Consider the following 21,230-nt stretch of genomic DNA (forward strand, 5'->3'; position numbering starts at 1 on the left):
ATAGCAGTGTGACGATCTTATTTACAACAATCGGGGCCGCAGCAACTTTTATTTTCCTCCACGGGTTTCTCTGCATAAACAGTAATGCTTCTGACACCAGTGCCGGAATTATTAAATGCCGTAATTTGTTCGGCAGATAAATACTGGCTTAATATATCATCAGGAATTATGATGGCTTTATCTTTTTGAATAGTGAGATTGTTAAACCCATTGGCTTCAATCAACTCAACATACACCTGCTTTTGAATTGCACCCGCTACACAGCCGGCATACATTTCGGCAGCTTCCCTGATCTGTGTGGGCAACTCCCCTTCTAATACTATGTCAGAAATTGAAAAGTGACCGCCTGGTTTTAATACCCGGTACATTTCTTTGAACACGCCGTCTTTATTTGGAACGAGGTTCAGTACACAATTGCTTACAATTACATCGGCCACGTTTGCGGTTACCGGCATTTTTTCAATATCGCCCTGGCGAAATTCTACATTATGAAAGCCAAGTTTTTCAGCATTGGCCCTCGCCTTTTCAATCATTGCCGGTGTAAAATCAATTCCGATCACTTTCCCGGTTTCGCCGGTTTCATGGCGGGCAATAAAAGCATCGTTGCCGGCGCCGCTTCCCAGGTCAATAACTACATCTCCCTTTTTGATCTTTGCAAATTGTGTTGGCAAACCGCAACCTAAACCTAAATCAGCATCTGCGTTGTAACCTTCCAGGTTCGAGTAATCGTCGGTCATTATGTTATATACCTCTGTTGAACAGCAGCCGGAACCACAGCAGGAGGCCTGGTTATCCGATTTATCCTGCAATGCGATCTCGCTATATTTTGCTTTTACTATTTCCTTTAATTGTTGATCGTTGGTCATACTATTTGATTTATTGTATTATTGCAATATTGCGATGAATCGGGTCAAAAAATTTTAGCAGCAGGAGCTGCCATTTTCAAAAGTGACAAAGAACGCCTCAAAAGCGGCTTTGTATTGCTTCCACACTTTTGGATCAATGCAATAGCACACACTGGTACCTTCAATAGTTCCCTGAATTAAACCGGCAGTCTTCAATTCTTTAAGATGTTGGGAAATGGTAGCCTGTGCAAGTCCTAACTCATCTACCAGGTCACCACAAACACAGGCCTGTGATTTTATCAGGTGTTGAATTATAGCGATCCGAGCCGGATGCGCCAAAGCTTTCATCATTTGAGCCAGCTTATTCTGCTTATCTGTAAATATTTCCGCTTTTGTTAGTCCCATATCAATCGCAATATTACGATAAACTAATTATTCTCCAAAAAAAATCGTCCTTTTATTAAATTCAATAAAAACCGGCTGTGCTTACTTTATTTCTTTGAACTGTTTAGTAAAGACCAGGGACTGACACAGAAGGGGTTGGGAAAAAATGCTAACAACGCATCCAGCGGATCGCCATCTTCACCAACAGTACCGGAAATAAACCCGAAATCATAGGGAAACACCATGCCTAATGGCAGTAGCCGCTTCAGCTTAAAGATCTTTTCTTTAGGGTCAAACTTATATTTTGCCTGGGTGGCCCTTGGTGATTCAATAACAACTTCAATGGTTTGCATATGCCTTTTTCAATTTTAGTTGCAAAAATCTTTCCGGCGCCATGGTGCATTTTTTGATGTGTATTTTTTATGGATTGGCTTTTACATTTGTTCGGGCAGGGTAAAGACCTCACGGCCATTCAAATGAGTATGCGGGGTATTACAGCTTTTGCACTGGCGCTGTTCCAGGACCAGGCACCTTCCCTATTTCCTGAATACCAAAATTTTTACCCTTTTTTAATTGGCAATATTTATCTTAGCACCTCATCGCAAGGCGAATGTCTCCTTTGGTTAGGCCGTATTGTTTAATAACAAGACTGGACAAACATGAATTTTCCCAAAAAGGTGTTACTTATCGATGACGATGAGGATGAGTATGATATATTTACCGCTGCCCTGAATGGCTGTTGTAAAGGAGTGGAATTAATATACGAGAAAAACGCAAGATCCGCACTCGTGCAAATGGCAAATGATGAGGCCGATACCGTTGCCGAAATGGTGTTCCTTGACTGGCACATGCCACAGATCAGCGGCAAAGATGTATTGACCAGCATCCGGAAACTCCCCTGTTACACCCAGGTCCCCATAGTAATTTTCACTGGACTTCTCGACCCGTTTTATCTTAAAGAAGCAAAGGAGCTGGGCGCCACCTTTCTCATGGAAAAGCCTTTCGACCTGGCAGACTTAGGCCAGAAACTGGAATACCTCTTTTCACTCGACTGGAAGCAAATTAAGCATACCGGTCAGCAAATTTAGAACGCGAAGAGGGGATCGAATCGATCACACCCATGAAGTGTCTGTATTGGCCATCACGGCTTTACTGGCAACATCAAAGTCATCTGTATTACTATTTACATAATAAAAACTTAATAGGGCTACACACATTTCGAGATTGCGTGTAGCCCTATTTTATCTTTACTACTTATAACTTACTTCCAGATACTAGCGCCCATTCTATTTATTTCGCTTAATAAAAATTGCTTAAACCCTTCTGCGGTTGTAAAACGCGTATCACTCTTTTCCCAGCCGGCATAAAAACGATAAACCACTGGTTTAGCATTAGTGATATTCGCTTTTATTACATAGGTGTTCTGCACATCGGTATTGGCATTGGGCGTTGTTGCAGTTGCTGCCACCTGTACAGCCGGCATTACTACCGCCATGCCCAGCTTATCTTTATTTTCTGACTGTACATCATAAGTGTAAATGGCTTTTGAGCCTTTCGCATTGAGCTCATGCACTTGTTTACTATGCAGGTTAACAATACCTGTTACCAGTTTGGCATTAGCCGGCGCACCGGCTACTGTTACCCTGCTTTCATAAAAGTATTGTCCGCCCCAGATATGTATTTCTTCAGTTACTGATACAGGCGCCATGCCTTCAGCGATTGTCCAGTTCTTGTAATGCAACCGGCAAATAGCTCTTACCGAACCATCGGCTACTTTTTCATAGGTTACCTGTTCAATGTGCTGACCGCCCAAACGCACCAGGGTATCTTTTCCATTGGGCAATTTCACTTCAAGGGCTAAAGAGCCAGCCCCCAGGGAAGCGCCTACTTTTAAGATGTCCATACCCCAATCGGCCTGGTGGTGATAGTTTTTAGCTGTATCTGCCCCCACTTCATCCAATACCATGCGGGTGGTTGTTTTACCCCAGATATCTTTTCCATTGCGTACATCAAAGTATAAGCGAAAACCCACTTTATCATTTTCCCAGGCCGGCCCTTCGGTAAGATAAGGCGGCAAAGCCTGTTTTGAAAAATCGGTTGGTTGTGCATTCACCGGCATGGTGTCTTTATCAACTGCAGGGCCAAATGTATTATCGGCATTCTTTCTCATTTGCCGTACATGCGCCCGCACCACTGCTTTTACCGTTGCCGGTGCATCGGTGATCACCGGTTTCAACACCAGTTTTTCATTTGGCTTGAATGAATACAGGAACGCCGCTTCATCCCAACGGCCATCGCCATTCAAATCATCGAACTGTATGACCATGGGAACACCACCCGCCTTTTTAATGGTAATGTATTTACCGGAGGCAATGGGGCCGGTCTTTTTCTCCAGGTCTGTTCTTTTTAAAACAACCAGCTCATCAGGCAGCTCGAGTTTTACAGGATTTGTCAGCGTTATTTGGGCAGAAGAACGAAAGAATACAAGGGCACTTATTAAAGTCAGCGTTACTTTGATTCTCATTGTATGACAGGATTATTCTGCAATGATAGTTATTAACGAACTAAAAACTGACAAACTAATAAACTAAAAAACTATTCCTTCACCAACTTCTTCTCCAACTCTTCCAAAGAAACTCCCTTGGTTTCAGGGACCTTAGTCAGTACCCAAATCAATTGCAACGCCATCATGAATGCGAAAAAGCCGAAGATGGGCCAGGGGTTATCCTTAAAGATGCCGTCTTTTTGATCGAGGAAAACCGGTGTAATGAGTGTGATGAGCGCAGCAAACACCCAGTGCACACTGGCGCCAAACGATTGGCCCATCGCCCGCACTTTGTTGGGAAAGATCTCGGCAATAAAAACCCAGATCACTGCGCCCTGTCCAATAGCGTGAGCTGCAATAAACATTAACAAGAATACCAATAGCATTCCGGCGCTGGCTTGTGCATAAAAGCACCAGGCTACCATGGCCAGGCTAACAATATATCCCAACGAACCAATGATGAGCAACGTTCTTCTGCCCAGCCTATCGATCAGGTATAAACCTGCGAAGGTGAATAACAGGTTGGTGCCGCCAATGGCAATTGAATTTAACAGCGATTCCTTAGCAGCTAATCCGGCCCTGACCAGTATTTCCGGCGCATAGTATAAAATAAAATTGATACCCGACCACTGGTTGAAGAAGGCCACTAAAAAAGCCAGCCAAAGGATCGATTTGTATTTTGAGCTGAAGAAGCGTTTACTGTCGTGCCCCGCATGTGCTTCGTGCTGCGCACTGGCGTTAATCAGGTTTATTTCTGCATCAATATTCACCATGCCAAGCCTTTCCATCACTTTTCTGGCGCCCGCATCGTCTTTTTTCACGGAAACCAGCCAGCGCGGACTTTCAGGAATACCAAACACCATAACAGTATAGATCAACGAAGGAATGGCCATAACACCCAACATCCAGCGCCAGTCGTTACCACCGCCTACGCCCTGCAGAAAATAATTGGAGAGAAATGCGATCAAAATACCAAATACAATATTGAACTGGTACATAGCTACCAACCGGCCCCGTGTCGATGGTGTTGAGATCTCCGACACATAGGTTGGCGCTGCTACGGAAGAAACGCCGATACCGAGGCCACCAATAAACCGGAAAAAGGAAAACACATAAGGATCAGTGGCAAATGCGGAACCCAATGCCGACACACTGAACAAGATGCCGATCCATAACAACACTTTCTTGCGGCCATATTTTTGTGTGGGCAGTCCGCCAAAGATGGCGCCAACCACGGTTCCCCACAATGCCATGGACATAATGAAAAACCCATGGAACCAGGGCGAGGTATGCCATAATTCTTTGATGGGCAAATTTGCACCGGAGATCACTACGGTATCGAAACCGAAAATAAAACCGGCAAGGGCTGCTATCAATGAAATACCGAACAGGTTGGCAGTGGAACCTGCCGCTGCGGTTTGTGCTGTAGCCTTGCTATCGAATGAAACTTGCATGTTGTTGGTTTTATAATTAAGTGGTTAAAGTTGGTTTATGTTGCTATTGGGTTTTATCTATGATGCACCACTGCGCCGATCAGGGCGGCCTCCTCACCGAGGACCGCTTTTTTGATCACCGGCACTTTACCCCCGGCTGGTAATTGTTTCAACACCTGATCAATAAACAGTGGATACGCATTTGAAATATTGCCTCCGATGATCACCACATCCATCTCAAAGACCTGCTGGCAATGGCGCAGCACTTCTCCAAAGTTCACGCTAAATTCTTCAAAAACAAGCCGGGCTGTTTCGTCCTCATTATATCGATCGGTCAGTTCTTTTACGCCGCTGATGGCTTTGCCGGCGTACTGCTGATACGCTTTTATAAACCAGCGGGTACTCAGGTATTCTTCGGCCATTCCGTTCTTAAAAGGTAACACATTTAATCCGGCATCGCTAATTTCTCCTTCCTTACATACACAGGAACCCAAACCGGTACCGAGGGTGATTCCCAGCGCCCGGTTATAACCCTGTGCGGCTCCGGCAAACAACTCCCCTTCCAGGAAAGCATCGGCATCATTGCGGAAAAAGATTTTTGCAGGCGGCACACCGGTGCGGGCAGCCAGTTCTTCCCGGATGTTCATCTCATACAATGCTTCGTATTTATCGAATCCTTTTATCAGGCAAACGCCATTGGGATAATCAAACGGGCCCGGCATGGCAAAGCCAACAGTGGCTGTATGCAGCTGGTGTTGATGCAACCGGTCGTTAATGGTATCGGCCCACACAGCCAGGATCTCCGTGGCCGGTGCATGCCGGTCGACCATTCGCCGCACTACCGAACCTTCAATAACTTTCTTTTGAATAAGGTCTATATGCCCGGCTGTAATATGTGAACCGCCAATATCAATTCCCAGGCATGCGTTTCGTTTATCCATTATCTTTATTTAAAATTACTTTTTTATAACAGGTGTCAGCCAGATGGCCTGTCCACCGGAAGGTTTCAATTTCACTTCCAGCAGGGTGGCAGCATTTATTACCTTTTTCTGAACTCCTACTTTTGTTTTTGTCTGCACCGAATCGTCATCGCCGTAAATGGTAGCGGTATACTTTTTCCCTTTAGGCAGAAAATCAAAAGACAATTGTAACGTACGTGTGTCGTTGTTAGTTAACGTGCCAATGAACCAGTCGTCCCCTTTTCTTCTGGCAGTAGTAATGAATTCACCGGGCTTGCCCTGCAACACTTTTGTTTCGTCCCAGGAAGTGGGGATCTTATCCCAGAATTCCAGCTCCGGTTCATTATTACTAAAGGCAGGTTTATCGTACCAGTACATGGTTTGAATGGGGCTATAATAAACCGCAGCCATTGCCAGTTGGTGTGCATGCGTGGTCTTGATGCGTTCGTTGTAATAACAAAGGGTATAATCAGCAGCGCCGGCAATAAAGCGGGTGAATGGCAATACGGTGTTGTGGGTGGCTTCGGGCATTTCTTCATTGCCGCGAATGCCTTCGGCCGTCATCAGGTTGGGCCAGGTCCTTTGTTCACCGGTTGGCCGCCAGTCGTCATGGATATTCACCATCATTTTGTTGGCTGCACATTTCCTGATCATTTCCTCCAGCCAGGTTGTCCAGCGGTGCGAACCGGCCTGTACAAAACCAAACTTCACGCCCTTCACGCCCCAATCGTGGTACACGCGAAACAGGGAATCTGATTGCGCATACAAACCCTGCAGGTTACAATACAACCAAACACCGATGCCTTTTTCTTTTCCGTATTTGATAATGCCAGGCAGGTCAAAATCAGGAATGGCCACTTTGGTTGCATCGGAAGTAAATGTAAAGGCCGGGCCATACCATTTCCAGTCGAATAAAATGTATTGCAGATTATGCTTTACAGCAAAGTCAATATTTTCATAGGCATCTTTGGTGGTTTGGGTCATTACCCGCATGATCTTGCCGGGTTGTATAAAGCCGGGGTCGGCTATTTTAGAGGGGTCGTTCAGATTAAGCAGCAGGTCATTGTGCGTGATGAGCTCACCCGGGGTTTCAGCGACCATCATCACCCGCCATGGCGTGGCCACGGGCGATATGAGGTCGGCCGGTGTGTACATAGACGTAACGATCGTATTAGGGATCTCCTTACTTAGTTTGAATTTGGTGCGGGCATAATCAACCAGCTGCGCTTCGGCCAAACAGGCATACCAGCCATTGGGCAATTGCAGGGTCAATGGCCGCTCACTTTCATCGGGCCAGTTCTGCAAGGGCAGTAATTGATACGGCGCCTGCGCCCAGGCCGCATGCCAGGCTTTGGTGCCTGCGGGCAGGGTGAAGCTGGTATTTTCTGCCACCACCCGGTAGTAAGTGCCTTTTATATTTTCGGGAAAGAAATACCTGACGGCCGCGCCTTCATTGTACACGCGCATTTCCACATGCATCCAGTAAATGGAGTTATCATCTTTCACCATTTCGATGGTGACTGCGTTATAGTTATCCCGTATCACGGCCCGTTCGCCATACAGGGGCTTCCAGCTGGTGTCTTTGGCTGTATAACGGATCGCTTTAACCTGCAGGTTCTCGCACCAGCGGGCATGGCTGTCGACCTTCAGGGCCATGGCTCGTTCTGACAAATGGTTATCCAGCTGAATATCCAGTGACGATTCGGTGATCACCGGTTGCTGTTTATAATTCAGGGTATAGAACAGGCTCCGCGTTCCATCGGCATTTTGCTTCTGGTAAAAGCTTACCACATAATTCTTATCGGGCGAGGTAATGACTGCCTTTGTTGAATCAATAATATTTTGTGCAGCCACATTTGCCAATGTGCCAAACGAGGCCAATAGGGCCACAACCCTTTTCATCAACCGTTTACAGTTTGTCATAAATACTTTTTCCTTCCGCTAATTTTTTTAACCGCAGCAATGCTTCTATATAATAGTAATCGGCATAAATGATGGAAGCATCTATTTCGCCGCCATTGGGCTTATGACCGGTGCTGTGTAACAGGAAGGCGTTGTTCACCTCACGGCTTTGGTAAACTGCCGTTGACAGGGTTTGCAACATTTGCTCTGCCTGCTCTCTGTAATAAGTTCCTTTAGCTTTATCTGTCACCAGCGTACTGAGTTCAAGCAAAGCCGACGACGTTACTGCCGCAGCCGAAGCATCCCTGGGTTCATCCGGAACCTTCGAGGCGTTGAAATCCCAATACGGGATGCGATCAGCCGGCAGCTTTTTCAGATACACATCGGTTACCTTTTGTGCGAAATCAAGAAAGCGTTTGTCCTTTGTTTCGCGGTACACCATGGTAAATCCATAAATGGCCCAGCTTTGTCCGCGGGCCCACATACTACTGTCACTAAAACCCTGGTGGGTAATGTCTTTTATTTTTTTACCGGTTGCAGTATCATACACTACAACATGGTAGGAAGAATAATCGGGTCGAAAATGATTTTGCATGGTGGTGGTGGCATGTTGTACGGCAATATCATACAATTTTTTATCACCACCGTTCTTTGCAGCCCAGAACAACAGTTCAAGATTGATCATATTATCCATGATCGTATTATGCCGTAAGGGCCAGTCTACCCCCGGCACTGCACGCGGCCACGAAAGAATGGTGCCCACTTTTGGGTTGAACAGTTTTGCGAGGGTGTCGGCAGCTCTTAACAGGATAGTTCTATATACGGTATCATGGGTTAACCGGTAACCGTTGCCAATGCTGGTAAATACCTGAAATCCCAGGTCATGATCGATGGCAGCAGAATCAACCAGGGGAAACAATGCCCGCGAATACCTTTGCGCAGCCAGCTTCCATTTATCGTCATGGGTGTATTCATACGAATACCAAAGAATGCCGGGCCAGAAACCGCATGTCCAGTCACGGTAGTTCACAAAACGCCAGTCCGTTTTACCATTGGCAATGCTGCGTGGTATCATGTCAGCATCCGCTGGCAAAGCTTTCAGCGTTTTACCGGCCTGCCCAATGCAATATCCCAGCACCTCGTTTTGCGGCGGCGCAGCGGAACGGCAGCCTGTAACAAGAGCCACCACAACAACAATGGGAATTACCAATTTTTTCATCCACTTTTATTTAGTATACAAGGGTGGGCCCTCCGCCATGCGGAGAGCTCACCCCCTGTAAAATTTGCTCAGAACCCGGCTTTTAGCCCGCGGAAAACGGGCTCAACTATAGCCTATTTTCCAATCAACAATTTAACAGCCTTCCGGTCATTCAACTGAACCATATATACACCGGTTGCCAAAGGCTTATCTATCCTGATCTCCTGTGCACCGGTTCTGCCCGCAATTACTTTATGTAAAACAAGCGTGCCAAACATATTGTACAACTTCACATGCACAGCCTCATTCAACAATTCATTATCGAGTGTTACATAAAAGCTGTTGGTATAAACAGGATTGGGATAGATCACCCCGTTGTTTACCGATGCTTCGGGAACTGCGGGGCTGGTAGTAGCCATTCTGCTGCCGGTATAGGCGCTTACATCACTCAGGCTCTTAAACGTCTTTATCCACTCTACCGGGTAACTGGTTTCGCCCGAAGTGATATCGGCTACCTTGAATTGAAAGGTAGTTAGCGTAGTAGGCGACGTTGTTGACAGCATCGTATTGCCCGAACCAAACCCTGTTGTGGTAAGGTTGTAATAATAGATACTGTCCCCTACCTTACCGGTCCATTTATTACTGCCATTGCCATAAGAACCCAGGTTGGTATCGAATATAAAATTACAGGTAGTGGGTTTCTTCATTTTCACCGCAACAATAGGATACGTGGTGGGATACAGGCTGACGATCCCGTTCCGGCGAATATCGCCACGCAAGGTACCATTGGTTTGGGTAGCGGTTGTCACCACCAGCCGGTCACTCTGCACCACGGCCGATGCATTGGTGGTAACGGCGTTCCAGCAATCGTTGCTATAGGTAAAATTGCTGTTGAGCAATCCATTAAAAGCATGATTCGAGGAACTACCGAGATAAAAGAACAGCGAGCCATAACCCGGGTTATCAGCACCAAAAGGAGCGCCTTCGGGGCCCATGGCCGCCAACACTTCCATTGTAGAAGGCATTGACAAACCCTTGCGATAAACATAATGATTATACGCTATCTCAAATACGGCCCTGAACTGGCCACGGGCAGTGGCCGAGATCGATTCGGGTGTATAATCCTGATAATTCTTCTCACAATATTCATAGCTGGTTTGAAAGGGAACTGTATAACCCATATTATACTTCGATGTGTATTCAAAACCTCGCATGATGGCATTGTTCGAAGCCGAATACAGGTCAACGCCTTGCTTCCACGCCATTTCCGACAATTCGGCCAGTGAGCCGATGGCCAGCATCACATGCGCCTGGTCGCGGTTGCTCTCCTGCAACTGCCCGTCAGCGGTCAATACATAATTGTCGATGCTGCCATTGCCTTCGCCATAATAAAAATAGTTCACTACTCTATTGAACATGGCGGTATCATCAGTGAAAATAGCTATAGACATCAGGGCCTTCATACAGATAATATCCCAGTTGCCATGGGCACAAGGTTTAAAATTCTGCAAGGTGGGATAAAAAACCGACTGCAACATAGTTTTGCATTGGTTTATATTAGCCTGCGGCCAGCTGCTATATGTAGAACGCATGAGCTCTGCAGCATTGGCAAACATAAAACCATACAGGCCATTCAGCTCTGCATCAGCACCTATTATGCCTATGGTCTTTGTAGCATACGCATCCAGGATCTCCACCGCTTTTTGTGCATGCGCTACATCCCCATCGATACTATACATTAAGGCATTGTAATAAGCAGCGAGGCAATCGCTTTCCACGCGGTCTTTTACGGCTCCGCCGCCAACACCGTCAACCGTTACCGAAGCATCGCGGGTTAAATACGTAAACCCACCATATTTCGTGTAGGTGACCGATGCTTTAGTATTTGCCTGTAACATCTTATAGCTTTCGTAAGGCCGGGCCACCTGGCTGCTTACCTTGCCGGCTATCCTGGTGAGGTCAGCAGTATTGTGCAGCAGACCGGGGTGACTGAATGTACCGGTAAATGCATAGGGAGTGGGTTCTACAATACCTGCGAATGAACGCAACGCGCTCACCGAGGCGAATGTTTTCACCCATTCTATTTCAAAAGAGTAATCATTTGCCGCCAGTTCGGCCTGGGTCAATACCACATCGGCTACCTTGAACTGAAAGGTCGACAAGGTAGTGGATGATGTAGTTGACAAGGTAGTAGTCCCTAACTTACCGGTTGAAAGGTCCCAGTAATAGATGTTGTACCCATCATCCATGGCAATCTTGGTAGCGTTGTTACTGCCACCGTTGTAAGATCCCAGGTTGGTATCGAAAAAGAAATTACAGGCCGGTGGTTTTTTAAACCGGATGGCCACGATGGGATAGGTACCGGCATGAACGGTAGTTCCACCGTTCTTTTTGAAATCGCCCCGGTATTTTCCACCACTCTGCAATGCCATGGTAATTACCAACTGGCCATTTACCAATGAACTGGTGGCGCCTGACGTGTTCGCCACCCAGTTATAGGTATTGCCGGTAGAAAAATCATCATTCAGCAAGCCAACCTGCGCCCAGGTGCTTATACCTGGCAAAAGCAACAGGATCGTTGTTAGTTTTCGAAAAAAAGCGGTACGCATACGCGTTGGTTTTGGGTTTAATTAATGAACAATTAGTGATCAATGAGCCGGTCCGGTTTAGCTCGCGCCGGGTCAGGGCAAGCCTTACAGGTCCAGGTGTGTATAGGGCAGCGCCGGCAACTGAAATGTTACCAGCATTTTACCGCTCACCATTTTTTTAATCCCCGTCACTTTTTTTCCATTAACACGTAACCCGTTCGGGTTTTGGGACACCGCTTCCAGCGGAAGCGTAATTGTTACCGGTTTTGTGCTGGCCACGAACCACTGACCGCTTTGTTTGCACAGCACCGCCGATGCACTGTCGGCTGTCGTTGTTAAACTGAAACCTCCGGTTGACAGCTTACGCCCATTTCCCAGGAACAAATACTGTATTTCATGGCTATACTCACTGATCACGGCATAGGTACCGCGAAAATTAAACTCCTTATAATTGATCTCGTTATTATCAACTGATGTAGAAAAAACGGTTTGGGTGCTGCCGTTCTTGTTTTGCACCTGAACACCCGCAAAATCAGCGGGGGCTTTGGCCGGCACGAAGGCCGTAATGGATGCCACCGATGCTGGCTGCGTTTCGGAAGACGGTTCAAACACCGCAACAAATGGTTTTGTGAATGCTTCGCCGTATTGCCGGGCTACAATGGTGGGCAAGGGCAATTCGGCAATTTCTTTGGGCACCAGCCCGCGGTCAATGGCGGTTGACTTGGGCGCTTTCACGGAAAATATTTCGCGCCCGGACGATCCTTTCATCCACATATTCATGAAAACAGAATCGCGGCCCGGCATTTTTAACCCGAACCTGGCTTTTATATCCTCACCGGTCTTCACTGATTGTTCATCATAGAAATAATCATAGGCAAACAGATCGCCATTGGCAAAAGCAAGCTTGTCAACTGGTTGCAGGTTAAATGCTTTGCCGCTATTGTCGCTCACGCTGAGGCCCTGCCCCATGTTGTGATAAAAATAATCGTGGTATTTATCGCCGCCATCTTTTTTGGCTGAGCGGAACACATCCAGATAATAACCGCTTGTATCGCTGGTGCGAATGATGCTCATCAGCCGCTGCTGGTTGGCATTGGTTTCCGGTTCCAGAAAATACAGATCGGTAAATGTGATGTTGGGGAAGATATCCGTTTTCACGCCTGAAGCCGGGTAACAACTTTTTAACTGAAAGCCATGATTGCTGCGCATTTCGGGATAAGCCGAAATACCATCTACCACCACGGTATTATGCGCGGGGAATTTGGAATAATATTCTGCATAATCGGGTTGAAAATAGGAAGTGCCAATGCCAGCTTCCGGCGCCAGCGGCAATCCTTTTCCATACAATTCCAGCGAAATGCCATTGGCATGCATGTGATTGCCCTTCGATCCGTTGAGAGAAAGGGCCAGCGCCCGTTGCGGATCGGTGCCACTTCTTTGTATCAGCCAGCTTACATTGGGTGAATAAAATAAGGGGCTGGTGAAATCGGCTATTGTACCGGCCGGGATGTTTTCTTTTAGTTTGAAATCGGAATAACTAACCAATGATAACAGATCGCGCCTGTCATCTGCATTAGCTGCCGATTGCCCCAGCATCTTCAACATTTTTGTAAATACTTCTTCCTGTTCAGGCTTATTATTTTTGCGGGCATTCATTACTACCGCCTGGGCCGGCGTTGGTGACAACCGCCCATAATGCGAATCGCCAAAAGATATTGTATAGCCATTGGGAAACAGGTATTGATTGGTGCCCAGCACCGCCTTTTTCAGAACAGGCAATTGTTCAAGCAGATCAAAATCAAGCACGCGGTCGAACAGGGTCACAAACTGCATGAACTCGCCGATGACCACCTGCGAATAACCGGGCGATTCGTTCCAGATGCCGGTATTGGGGTCATACCCTCTTTTGATGAGTTCGGTCAGCGACCATTGGCGTACCGCGGTTTTATTCAGGATCTGATCGAGATAATACTGGCAACCCCGTCCATCTGTATACGCACTGTTATTCTCCAGTACCAAAGCGATGATGGCCACAAAGCGGGCTTCAATGAGGTCCCAGTTATTGAAGGGGACGCCGTTCTTTATAATAAGATCGGCCCATTTTTTAAAAGCACCCGCATATATAGACATATTAGCGGGTGCGTGCAACTGAATGTACTTGAACAGAAAATCGTAACAAACCGTCAATTCGTTCAGAATATCTTCATGGATCACTTCAAATGAAGTTAAACCGGCCAGCGTTTGATTATGTCCGTGGTTGAGATCGTAGGGCTCCTTGCGGTAATAGATGCCCTGCATGTAAGTATTAAACAGGTCGTACGCAAACTTCGCATATTTTTCTTCACCGGAGTACCAGTATACAATGGCAGCATTCTGGGCCATCCCCATGATCTGGCGATTGATGGCTTCCACCGTACGACCTGTTTTTGCCTGTTCAACCCACTCGAGCGGTTGTCCGGGCTTTGCGCGGTTCACATAATACAAACCACGCGGGTCTTCCATATAGGGCATAATATCTTCGAGCTTTGGTGCACCAAAAGAAGTAACGGCATCGCGGGTACCGGTAAACCTAACAGTAGGCACGGGCGCTTCTCCTTCTGCATGATCATACACCCCGCCTTTTATGAACACATCGGTTGCCTTGCTTTTCCAGTACATCTGTAAACGCGAAACGATCCACGCGCTATCCGTCTGGTGACGGTTCACCAATTCTTCCAGGTTCTTTTTCGCCTGTTCCAACGTATTGCGCGCCCAATCGACTTCCCCAATCAATTGCTGCAGGCGGGGTTTTTCTTTATCATTGGTAAGCAATCTTGGATGAAGCGGTGTGATCGCCGCAGGGATCTTTATTTCCTGCCCATGTATAGTTAATGCGAAAAACAGACTGACAAAAACAACGCCGGTACTTTTCATTACTTCTGGCTTGATTCTCTTATAATAAGTTTTGTCTGCAATACAATGGTCTTTTTGGCCGGCGCTTTCTCTGTACCGGTTAAACAGGCCATTAATTGTTGCATCACGTGTTCTGAAATTTCCTGGATAGGTTGTGCTACTGCTGTTATGGATGGCGAGAATAAGGAGAAATGAGTATTGTCGTCGAACCCGATCACTGCCACATCGCCGGGGATCGATAACCCCAATTGTTTAATGGCTTCCAGGCCGCTTATGGCCAGGTAGTTGGTGGCAAACAACACGGCATCGATCTGCGGATTTTCCTGCAGGAAATGTTTTATTTCTGCTGTCAGTTTTTCAGGACCGCTTTTTCCGTCGAACCCGATCGTCTTTAGGATGGGCGTAAGGCCGTATTCGTTTATGGCATGATGATAACCATTCAACCGGTCGCGCATTTGGGTTTGGGCAGCATGAATGGTCACAAACGCGATGTTCTTATATTGATGCTTTACAAAATGCCGCATGGCCTGGTATACGCCATCAAAATTGTCGACCACGATATTGCAGGTTGCCAAACCGGGAAAATAACGATCGAAGAGAACGACGGGAAAATTATCATCCATCAATTGCTGAATATCTTCTTCAATTCCGGGTGTGGGCACTATTATATACCCATCAACCTGCGTGTCGCGAAAGGCGCCAATGACGTCGCGGGCGACCCGCGTGTCATTTTCGGTACTCGCATAAAATATTTTATAATCCAGCTTGTATGCCTGTTCTTCCACAATACGGGCGATGGCTGCAAAGAAGGGATCGGCAATGCCTTCTACCAGCATACCAATGATCTTGCTTTTTCCGGTGCGCAAACTTTTGGCTACCCGGTTGGGCCGGTAGCCCAATTCTTTCACATGGTTCAACACCCGTTGCTCCATTTCTTCGCTGATGCGCTTTTCGGTAGCCTTTCCGTTCAGCACAAATGAAATGGTGGCAGCCGATACGTTTAGCTGCCGGGCAATATCATGTATGGAAACTTTCTTTTTCAAGGAGTTATAAAATTTAATCGATTAAGCTTTGGGCTTAAATAAAAAGGTACCGCCCCAGGCTGCAAACACCGCAGTGCCAAGAAAACAAAACGTATCAGATACAGGTAAAGAATAGGAACAAATCCATTGCTGGAAGGGAAAGTAACTGGTAAGGCCCTGATAAACACCATATAACAATGTCGAGGGCGCATTTCTACAAAAACAGGCAGTGGTTGGCATAGCAATCTCGTTTTGCAGGCGGGGCAGCTCATTAAAAAAATAGGTTATATTTTTTTTCTGCTAAACCCGTCTTTTAGTTAATCGATTAGGCAAATGCTGTAAATTGGTGTCAAATTAACGCTTCTTCATGATTGCGACACCCATATGCCTGTCTTTTTTTGTGCAAACGTTGGCACAGGAAGAAGAGTTGCCGGTTCCCGGTTGCCAGTTTCCAGTATCTAAATGCGGAATGCCTGCCAATAATCAAACTGCTTTTAGTTTGAGCCTGGTAACCGGAAACTGGTAACAGGTAACATCCCCTTAAACGATTGATGCATGAAGACCGATAACATTACTTTAAAAGATATTGCGAAGGCCCTCAACCTCTCCTACTCTACTGTTTCGCGGGCACTGAAGGGCAGCTACAAGATCAGTGAAGCCACCCAGCTACTGGTAAAGGAATATGCCGAAGCGCATCATTACCGGCCCAACCTGATGGCGCAAAGCCTCAAGAACCAGAAAAGCCGTTGCATTGGCGTGGTGCTGTGCAGTATTCCCAATAACTTTTTTGCAGAAGTGATCAGCGGTATTGAATCTATTGCTTACAGCAAGGATTACCTGCTGATCATTACACAAAACCTGGAATCGTATGAACGGGAAGTAAAGAACCTGCAGAACCTCACCTGGCGTTCGGTTGATGGATTGCTGATCTCTTTATCGACCGAGACTGAAGACGTGAGCCATTTTCAAAAACTGCACGACCAGGGCCTGCCCATGGTGTTTTTTGACCGGGTTACCAATGCCATTCCCGCCCACCAGGTAATTACAGATAATATTGGCGGCGCCTACCAGGCTACCCGTCATTTGATAGAGCGTGGTTATAAACGCATTGCCACCATCACCAGCTCGCCATTTTTATCTATTACCCGGGAACGGCTCGAAGGATATAATAAAGCATTGACCGAAGCGGGCAGGCACCTTCACGGCGAATACATTCAGTATTGCCCCCATGGCGGCATGATCATCGGGGAAATAGAATCGGCCCTGCACAACCTGCTGCAATTACCCGAACCGCCTGATGCGTTGTTGACGGCCAGCGACCGCATCACCATTGGCAGTTATTCATTGATACAACGGAAGGGATTGCTGATCCCTGATGAAATAGCCGTAGCCGGCTTCAGCAATTTCAATGCGCCGGAATTGTTCAATCCGCCTTTAACGACGGTTCGGCAAAATGCCTTTGAAATGGGTAAACTGGCTACCGAATTGCTCATTGATCAGGTAGAAAGTAAGCGGCCGGTGAGTGTTTTTGAGAAGAAAGTGTTACCTACCGAGTTAATTGTTCGTAGTTCTACTTAGCAGGTGAAAGTTATACTTTTTAATACATTGCCCGCCGTAGCATTAGCGACGGCGGGCCTTTTTGTAAATATTATTACAGGCTGAATGACCGTTGTACGAAGCTGGTTACCGGGATGGTTACCGGATCGTTGGCCTTTCCGTTGACGGTCCACTGAACAACAACCGTATAGGGATAGGCGGAAGTAGTGGTGCCTACTATCGCCAGGTTGCCGCTGCTTATGCCCTCAGTGGCTTCCAGCGTAAGGACGCCGTTTTGAAAATCGGATGCGCTGAACGAAATAGTATTTTCACCCGAACGAAGAACACCGTTTACTTTCCACGTAGCGAACTTTAGATTAGGTAGCAGGGCATTAATGGAACCGCCGAATGAGCCCTGGTTGCTGGCTGGTACAGGCGACAAAGTAAGTTTGTACACGACAGTTCTGGTGGTTGGATTATTGTTATTTCCACCATCACTGCTTTTTTTGCAGGAAATTGCACCTGAGATAAGCAATAGAGTTGCCAGTACCGTAAGGACTGCCGCGGCTCACCCACCGCGAAAAACAGGTGATTCAATTGTTGTCAGAAGGCAAAACCAGCCTGCAGATTGGAAAAGAATTATCGGTAAGCGCCCTTACCATCGACACCCACCGGCGCAATCTCATGCAGAAGTTTGCTGCAAAGAATACAGCAGAACTAATAAAAACTGCTATGCTTCACCGGTTCATATAGCAGCAGTGGGCAAATTCTTTATAAGCTTTAATTTCAATACTCCAATTCTTCGAACTTCAAAAAACCGGGCTGGAGCCCAACATTCAAACTCTTCTTACCTCTTACCCCTTACTTCATGATTTTCCGGGCACTATGTACCAATTTTCACTATCCACACCTGTGCAAAAATGATTCTCCACAAGTGCGACGCCCCCCCTATTTTTGCCCATTTCCCTATAAAGCAATCAATCTCAGATGATATCTACAAAAAGCGATCAGAAAAATGTGTTATTGTTTCAGCCTCATCGTTTATTGTCGGATCATAACCTGCTCGAATGTTTACAGATCACCAAAGAAAAGGGCATTCCCAAATATGTAAACAGCGAACTGAGCCCTACCGAACTCAATAAAAACTTTCCCAAACTTCCCAAGGAAGTGAAGGATGTGCTGTTGTGGTTCGGCAAGGAACGCATTGGCCTTTTGAAAGAGGAGATCCAGAAAAAGTTCACGCAGCAACGCGCCGGCGTTTCTTACGAAGTATATTATAAAACAGCCATTACCCGCCGCCTGCATGAACACATGGAAAGAATGAAACCATTTGCCGCGCTGGTGAAATGGTATCATAAAATTCCGGGCGAGAAGGGAAATTTTAAAACAGCGCCCGGCAGTTTCAGTACCTTCAAACCGCAATTGCAATTTGAGGTCACCAAAAATGGAAATAACCTGCAGTTACATACCACTATTTCCATCAATGGCGCTCCTTATCCACTCGATCAATTCAGCCGTTACCAGTTCTTGCTGCTGAGCGGCAACGAATATTTTATTCTTTCTTATAAAGATTATCAAACCCTGGAATGGTTGCAGGATAATGATCCGCAACAATACAGCCAGAACCCACAGGAATTTTCAGAGACCATACTGGCCAAACTGGAAGCAGATTATACCGTTAACCGCAATAACCTGTTCCAGAAACATGAGATCCGCGAAAAACCAGTGAACCGCGTAATGCTGAGTGAGATCAGTCAGTCTTTTTTGGTGCTTACACCCCAATGGGAATACGATGGGTTTATTACCGAAGGGCCATGGAAAGAAACCTATGAACTCACCCGGAACGGACAGGCTTTTGCCATCTATCGCAACCAGCAGGATGAAAAAGCACTTTGGCAGCTGCTGGAAGGCCTGCATCCCAATTTTGAAAAACAACTGAACGGCTATTATTACGTCTCCTTTGAGGAAGCGCAGAAAAAACAATGGTTCCTCAAGGTATATCATAAGCTGCTCGAGCTGAACATTCAGGTGATCGGGATGGATATGCTGCAACATTTCCGCTATTCGCAGCACAAAGTAACAACCGATGTTATCATAAAAAAAGAGATCACCGATGCGCTGATGCTGAATATGGTAATCGCCTTTGGCGAAGAAAAAGTGGCCCTCACAGAAGTGCAAAAGATCATTCAGGCGGGGCAACGCGCCATTCTGTTGCAGGATGGATCGTTGGGCATTCTGCACGAAGAATGGCTGCAAACCTATGGCACCATCATCAGGCATGGAAAGATCAGTGGGAACGAAATACAGGTGCCGCGCTGGCTCGCATTCAGTGAAGAAGAAACGCCTGAGGGCGAAGCGATATTAAAACCGGTTTTACACAATAGCTGGTTACAGAAATGGCAGCAATGGCAACAGGATGGTGAAATGGTATACGAGGTACCTTCTTCTATACAAGCTACCCTACGGCCTTACCAGCAGAAAGGATATGAGTGGATGTTGCTGCTGGCCGAAGCAGGCGCCGGCGCCTGTTTGGCCGATGACATGGGTTTGGGTAAAACCCTGCAAACGATCAGTTTGCTCACGCACCAGCTAACGCAAAAAGCGACAGAACGGCATTTGATCGTTTGTCCATCCTCGCTTATCTACAACTGGTCGCAGGAGTTGCAAAAGTTTGCCCCGCATGTGAAAGTGTTGATCTATCACGGCGCCAACCGGGCGGTGCAGGATGTTGCCACCGGCGATTACCAGGTATTCATTACCAGTTACGGCACCGTGCGGCAGGATATTGAGGAACTGTGTACCATTAACCTGGGCACCATTGTGCTCGATGAAAGCCATAATATCAAAAATCCGGCGGCGCAGATCACCAAGGCCGTTGACCGGCTGCAATCGAATTTCCGCGTGGCCCTCAGTGGTACGCCGGTCATGAACAATACGTTTGATCTGTATGCGCAAATGAATTTCCTGTTGCCGGGCATTTTTGGCAGCCGGGAGTTCTTCCGCCGGGAATATGCCGACACCATCGATCATCACCGCGATGCAGATAAGATAAAGACCCTGCAACGCATTACAGCGCCCTTCGTATTACGCCGCACCAAGGAACAGGTGGCCAGCGATCTGCCAGCTAAAACCGAAATGGTGATGTGGTGCGCCATGAGCGATGCCCAAAAACGCTTATACGACGAGGTAAAGGACAGTATTCGCCAAAGCGTATTCCTGAATATTGAAACCGAAGGGCTGGGTAAAAGCAAACTGGCCGTGCTGCAGGGCATGTTGAAGCTGCGCCAGATCTGTAACTCGCCGCTGTTGTTACCCGGTGAAGAACAAACCTGCACCGATTCGGTGAAAACGGATCTGCTGATGAACGAACTCCAGAACAATCTTTATAATCAAAAGGTGCTGGTGTTTTCCCAGTTCACCACCATGTTGAACCTGCTGGCAGAAAAATGCCGCGAACAGGGCATCTCCTTTTTCCATCTTGACGGTTCTACCCCACCCGAAAAACGGATCGAGATGGTGAACCGTTTTCAGGAGGAGGGCAATACCACCAATGTATTTTTGATAAGCCTCAAAGCCGGTAATGCGGGCCTGAACCTCACGGCTGCAGGTTATGTGTTCCTGTTCGATCCCTGGTGGAATACCGCCGTGCAGCAACAGGCCATTGACCGTACACACCGCATTGGGCAAACCAAAAATGTATTTGCCTACAAGATGATCTGTAAGGATACCATTGAAGAAAAGATCATTCAGTTGCAGCACCATAAAAAGCAACTGGCCGAAGAGCTGATCTCCGAAGATGAAGGGTTTGTGAAATCACTTACTGAAGATGATATCAAGTACTTGTTTAGTTAAATACATGCTAACCTGTCAGCACCGGCCCCTTTACTTCGGGATCAGAACACAGACAGGTTAGCATGTATATTATA

17 protein-coding genes are annotated in these 21,230 nt (G+C 46.8%); 5 read left to right on the plus strand and 12 right to left on the minus strand.

Going from position 1 to position 21,230, the window contains the following annotated elements; translation table 11 throughout:
- Positions 1-17: 17 nt before the first annotated feature.
- The 3 genes from A3860_RS04065 to A3860_RS04075 form a co-directional block, all read right to left on the minus strand.
- Positions 18-866: an arsenite methyltransferase gene (locus A3860_RS04065; RefSeq protein ID WP_081145279.1), complete on the minus strand. Its 849-nt coding sequence runs from the start codon at positions 864-866 to the stop codon at positions 18-20.
- Between the two features lie 54 nt (positions 867-920).
- A complete protein-coding gene (locus tag A3860_RS04070) occupies positions 921-1,250 on the minus strand; it encodes an ArsR/SmtB family transcription factor (RefSeq protein WP_081145280.1) in 330 nt (109 codons plus the stop codon).
- 86 nt (positions 1,251-1,336) lie between these two features.
- Complete coding sequence (locus tag A3860_RS04075) at positions 1,337-1,582, minus strand: inorganic diphosphatase (protein ID WP_081145281.1); 246 nt, start codon at positions 1,580-1,582, stop codon at positions 1,337-1,339.
- Between the two features lie 69 nt (positions 1,583-1,651).
- Here A3860_RS04075 and A3860_RS40425 point away from each other — a divergent pair, with 69 nt between their 5' ends.
- Entirely contained in the window at positions 1,652-1,870 is a 219-nt protein-coding gene (locus A3860_RS40425; protein WP_143773931.1) for a hypothetical protein, read from the plus strand.
- Positions 1,871-1,888: 18 nt separating this feature from the next.
- Entirely contained in the window at positions 1,889-2,317 is a 429-nt protein-coding gene (locus A3860_RS04080) for a response regulator (RefSeq protein ID WP_081145282.1), read from the plus strand.
- A 173-nt stretch (positions 2,318-2,490) separates the two neighbouring features.
- Here A3860_RS04080 and A3860_RS04085 read toward each other — a convergent pair whose 3' ends face one another.
- The 8 genes from A3860_RS04085 to A3860_RS04120 form a co-directional block, all read right to left on the minus strand.
- Complete coding sequence (locus A3860_RS04085) at positions 2,491-3,753, minus strand: DUF4861 domain-containing protein (protein ID WP_081145283.1); 1,263 nt, start codon at positions 3,751-3,753, stop codon at positions 2,491-2,493.
- 71 nt (positions 3,754-3,824) lie between these two features.
- A complete protein-coding gene (locus A3860_RS04090) occupies positions 3,825-5,228 on the minus strand; it encodes a sugar porter family MFS transporter (protein ID WP_081145284.1) in 1,404 nt (467 codons plus the stop codon).
- Positions 5,229-5,281: 53 nt separating this feature from the next.
- Positions 5,282-6,148 carry an ROK family protein gene (locus A3860_RS04095; protein ID WP_081145285.1) on the minus strand — a complete coding sequence of 289 codons (867 nt, stop codon included), beginning with the start codon at positions 6,146-6,148 and terminating at the stop codon, positions 5,282-5,284.
- Between the two features lie 15 nt (positions 6,149-6,163).
- Complete coding sequence (locus tag A3860_RS04100; RefSeq protein WP_245843470.1) at positions 6,164-8,089, minus strand: glycoside hydrolase family 97 protein; 1,926 nt, start codon at positions 8,087-8,089, stop codon at positions 6,164-6,166.
- Positions 8,076-9,287 (minus strand): glycoside hydrolase family 88 protein, encoded by a 1,212-nt coding sequence (locus tag A3860_RS04105; RefSeq protein ID WP_081145286.1) that lies wholly within the window; start codon positions 9,285-9,287, stop codon positions 8,076-8,078. Before A3860_RS04105 ends, A3860_RS04100 begins: the two co-directional genes overlap by 14 nt.
- A 113-nt stretch (positions 9,288-9,400) precedes the next feature.
- On the minus strand, positions 9,401-11,875 hold the full coding sequence (locus A3860_RS04110; RefSeq protein WP_081145287.1) for a DUF4979 domain-containing protein: 2,475 nt from the start codon (positions 11,873-11,875) through the stop codon (positions 9,401-9,403).
- 84 nt (positions 11,876-11,959) lie between these two features.
- On the minus strand, positions 11,960-14,767 hold the full coding sequence (locus A3860_RS04115) for a heparinase II/III domain-containing protein (RefSeq protein ID WP_081145288.1): 2,808 nt from the start codon (positions 14,765-14,767) through the stop codon (positions 11,960-11,962).
- On the minus strand, positions 14,767-15,789 hold the full coding sequence (locus A3860_RS04120) for a LacI family DNA-binding transcriptional regulator (RefSeq protein ID WP_081145289.1): 1,023 nt from the start codon (positions 15,787-15,789) through the stop codon (positions 14,767-14,769). The genes A3860_RS04115 and A3860_RS04120 overlap by 1 nt, the downstream gene beginning before the upstream one ends.
- Positions 15,790-16,323: 534 nt before the next feature.
- Here A3860_RS04120 and A3860_RS04130 point away from each other — a divergent pair.
- Entirely contained in the window at positions 16,324-17,346 is a 1,023-nt protein-coding gene (locus tag A3860_RS04130; protein WP_081145291.1) for a LacI family DNA-binding transcriptional regulator, read from the plus strand.
- Positions 17,347-17,419: 73 nt separating this feature from the next.
- On the opposite strand, the gene A3860_RS04135 is transcribed toward A3860_RS04130, so the two are convergent.
- A complete protein-coding gene (locus A3860_RS04135; protein ID WP_143773932.1) occupies positions 17,420-17,761 on the minus strand; it encodes a hypothetical protein in 342 nt (113 codons plus the stop codon).
- A gap of 101 nt (positions 17,762-17,862) precedes the next feature.
- Between A3860_RS04135 and A3860_RS04140 the strand changes: the two genes are divergently transcribed.
- Both A3860_RS04140 and A3860_RS04145 read left to right on the plus strand, forming a co-directional pair.
- Positions 17,863-18,057: a response regulator transcription factor gene (locus tag A3860_RS04140; RefSeq protein WP_081145293.1), complete on the plus strand. Its 195-nt coding sequence runs from the start codon at positions 17,863-17,865 to the stop codon at positions 18,055-18,057.
- A 234-nt stretch (positions 18,058-18,291) separates the two neighbouring features.
- On the plus strand, positions 18,292-21,156 hold the full coding sequence (locus tag A3860_RS04145; RefSeq protein WP_081145294.1) for a DEAD/DEAH box helicase: 2,865 nt from the start codon (positions 18,292-18,294) through the stop codon (positions 21,154-21,156).
- Positions 21,157-21,230: the final 74 nt, after the last annotated feature.

Source organism: Niastella vici (assembly GCF_002077945.1).
Classification (GTDB): Bacteria; Bacteroidota; Bacteroidia; order Chitinophagales; family Chitinophagaceae; genus Niastella; species Niastella vici.

Coding starts and splice junctions, on each gene's coding strand:
- A3860_RS04065 (WP_081145279.1), bottom strand. CDS start 866: ATGACCAACGATCAACAATTAAAGGAAATAGTAAAAGCAAAATATAGC.
- A3860_RS04070 (WP_081145280.1), bottom strand. CDS start 1,250: ATGGGACTAACAAAAGCGGAAATATTTACAGATAAGCAGAATAAGCTG.
- A3860_RS04085 (WP_081145283.1), bottom strand. CDS start 3,753: ATGAGAATCAAAGTAACGCTGACTTTAATAAGTGCCCTTGTATTCTTT.
- A3860_RS04145 (WP_081145294.1), top strand. CDS start 18,292: ATGATATCTACAAAAAGCGATCAGAAAAATGTGTTATTGTTTCAGCCT.
- A3860_RS04075 (WP_081145281.1), bottom strand. CDS start 1,582: ATGCAAACCATTGAAGTTGTTATTGAATCACCAAGGGCCACCCAGGCA.
- A3860_RS04100 (WP_245843470.1), bottom strand. CDS start 8,089: ATGACAAACTGTAAACGGTTGATGAAAAGGGTTGTGGCCCTATTGGCC.
- A3860_RS04130 (WP_081145291.1), top strand. CDS start 16,324: ATGAAGACCGATAACATTACTTTAAAAGATATTGCGAAGGCCCTCAAC.
- A3860_RS04105 (WP_081145286.1), bottom strand. CDS start 9,287: ATGAAAAAATTGGTAATTCCCATTGTTGTTGTGGTGGCTCTTGTTACA.
- A3860_RS04095 (WP_081145285.1), bottom strand. CDS start 6,148: ATGGATAAACGAAACGCATGCCTGGGAATTGATATTGGCGGTTCACAT.
- A3860_RS04080 (WP_081145282.1), top strand. CDS start 1,889: ATGAATTTTCCCAAAAAGGTGTTACTTATCGATGACGATGAGGATGAG.
- A3860_RS04115 (WP_081145288.1), bottom strand. CDS start 14,767: ATGAAAAGTACCGGCGTTGTTTTTGTCAGTCTGTTTTTCGCATTAACT.
- A3860_RS04110 (WP_081145287.1), bottom strand. CDS start 11,875: ATGCGTACCGCTTTTTTTCGAAAACTAACAACGATCCTGTTGCTTTTG.
- A3860_RS40425 (WP_143773931.1), top strand. CDS start 1,652: ATGGATTGGCTTTTACATTTGTTCGGGCAGGGTAAAGACCTCACGGCC.
- A3860_RS04090 (WP_081145284.1), bottom strand. CDS start 5,228: ATGCAAGTTTCATTCGATAGCAAGGCTACAGCACAAACCGCAGCGGCA.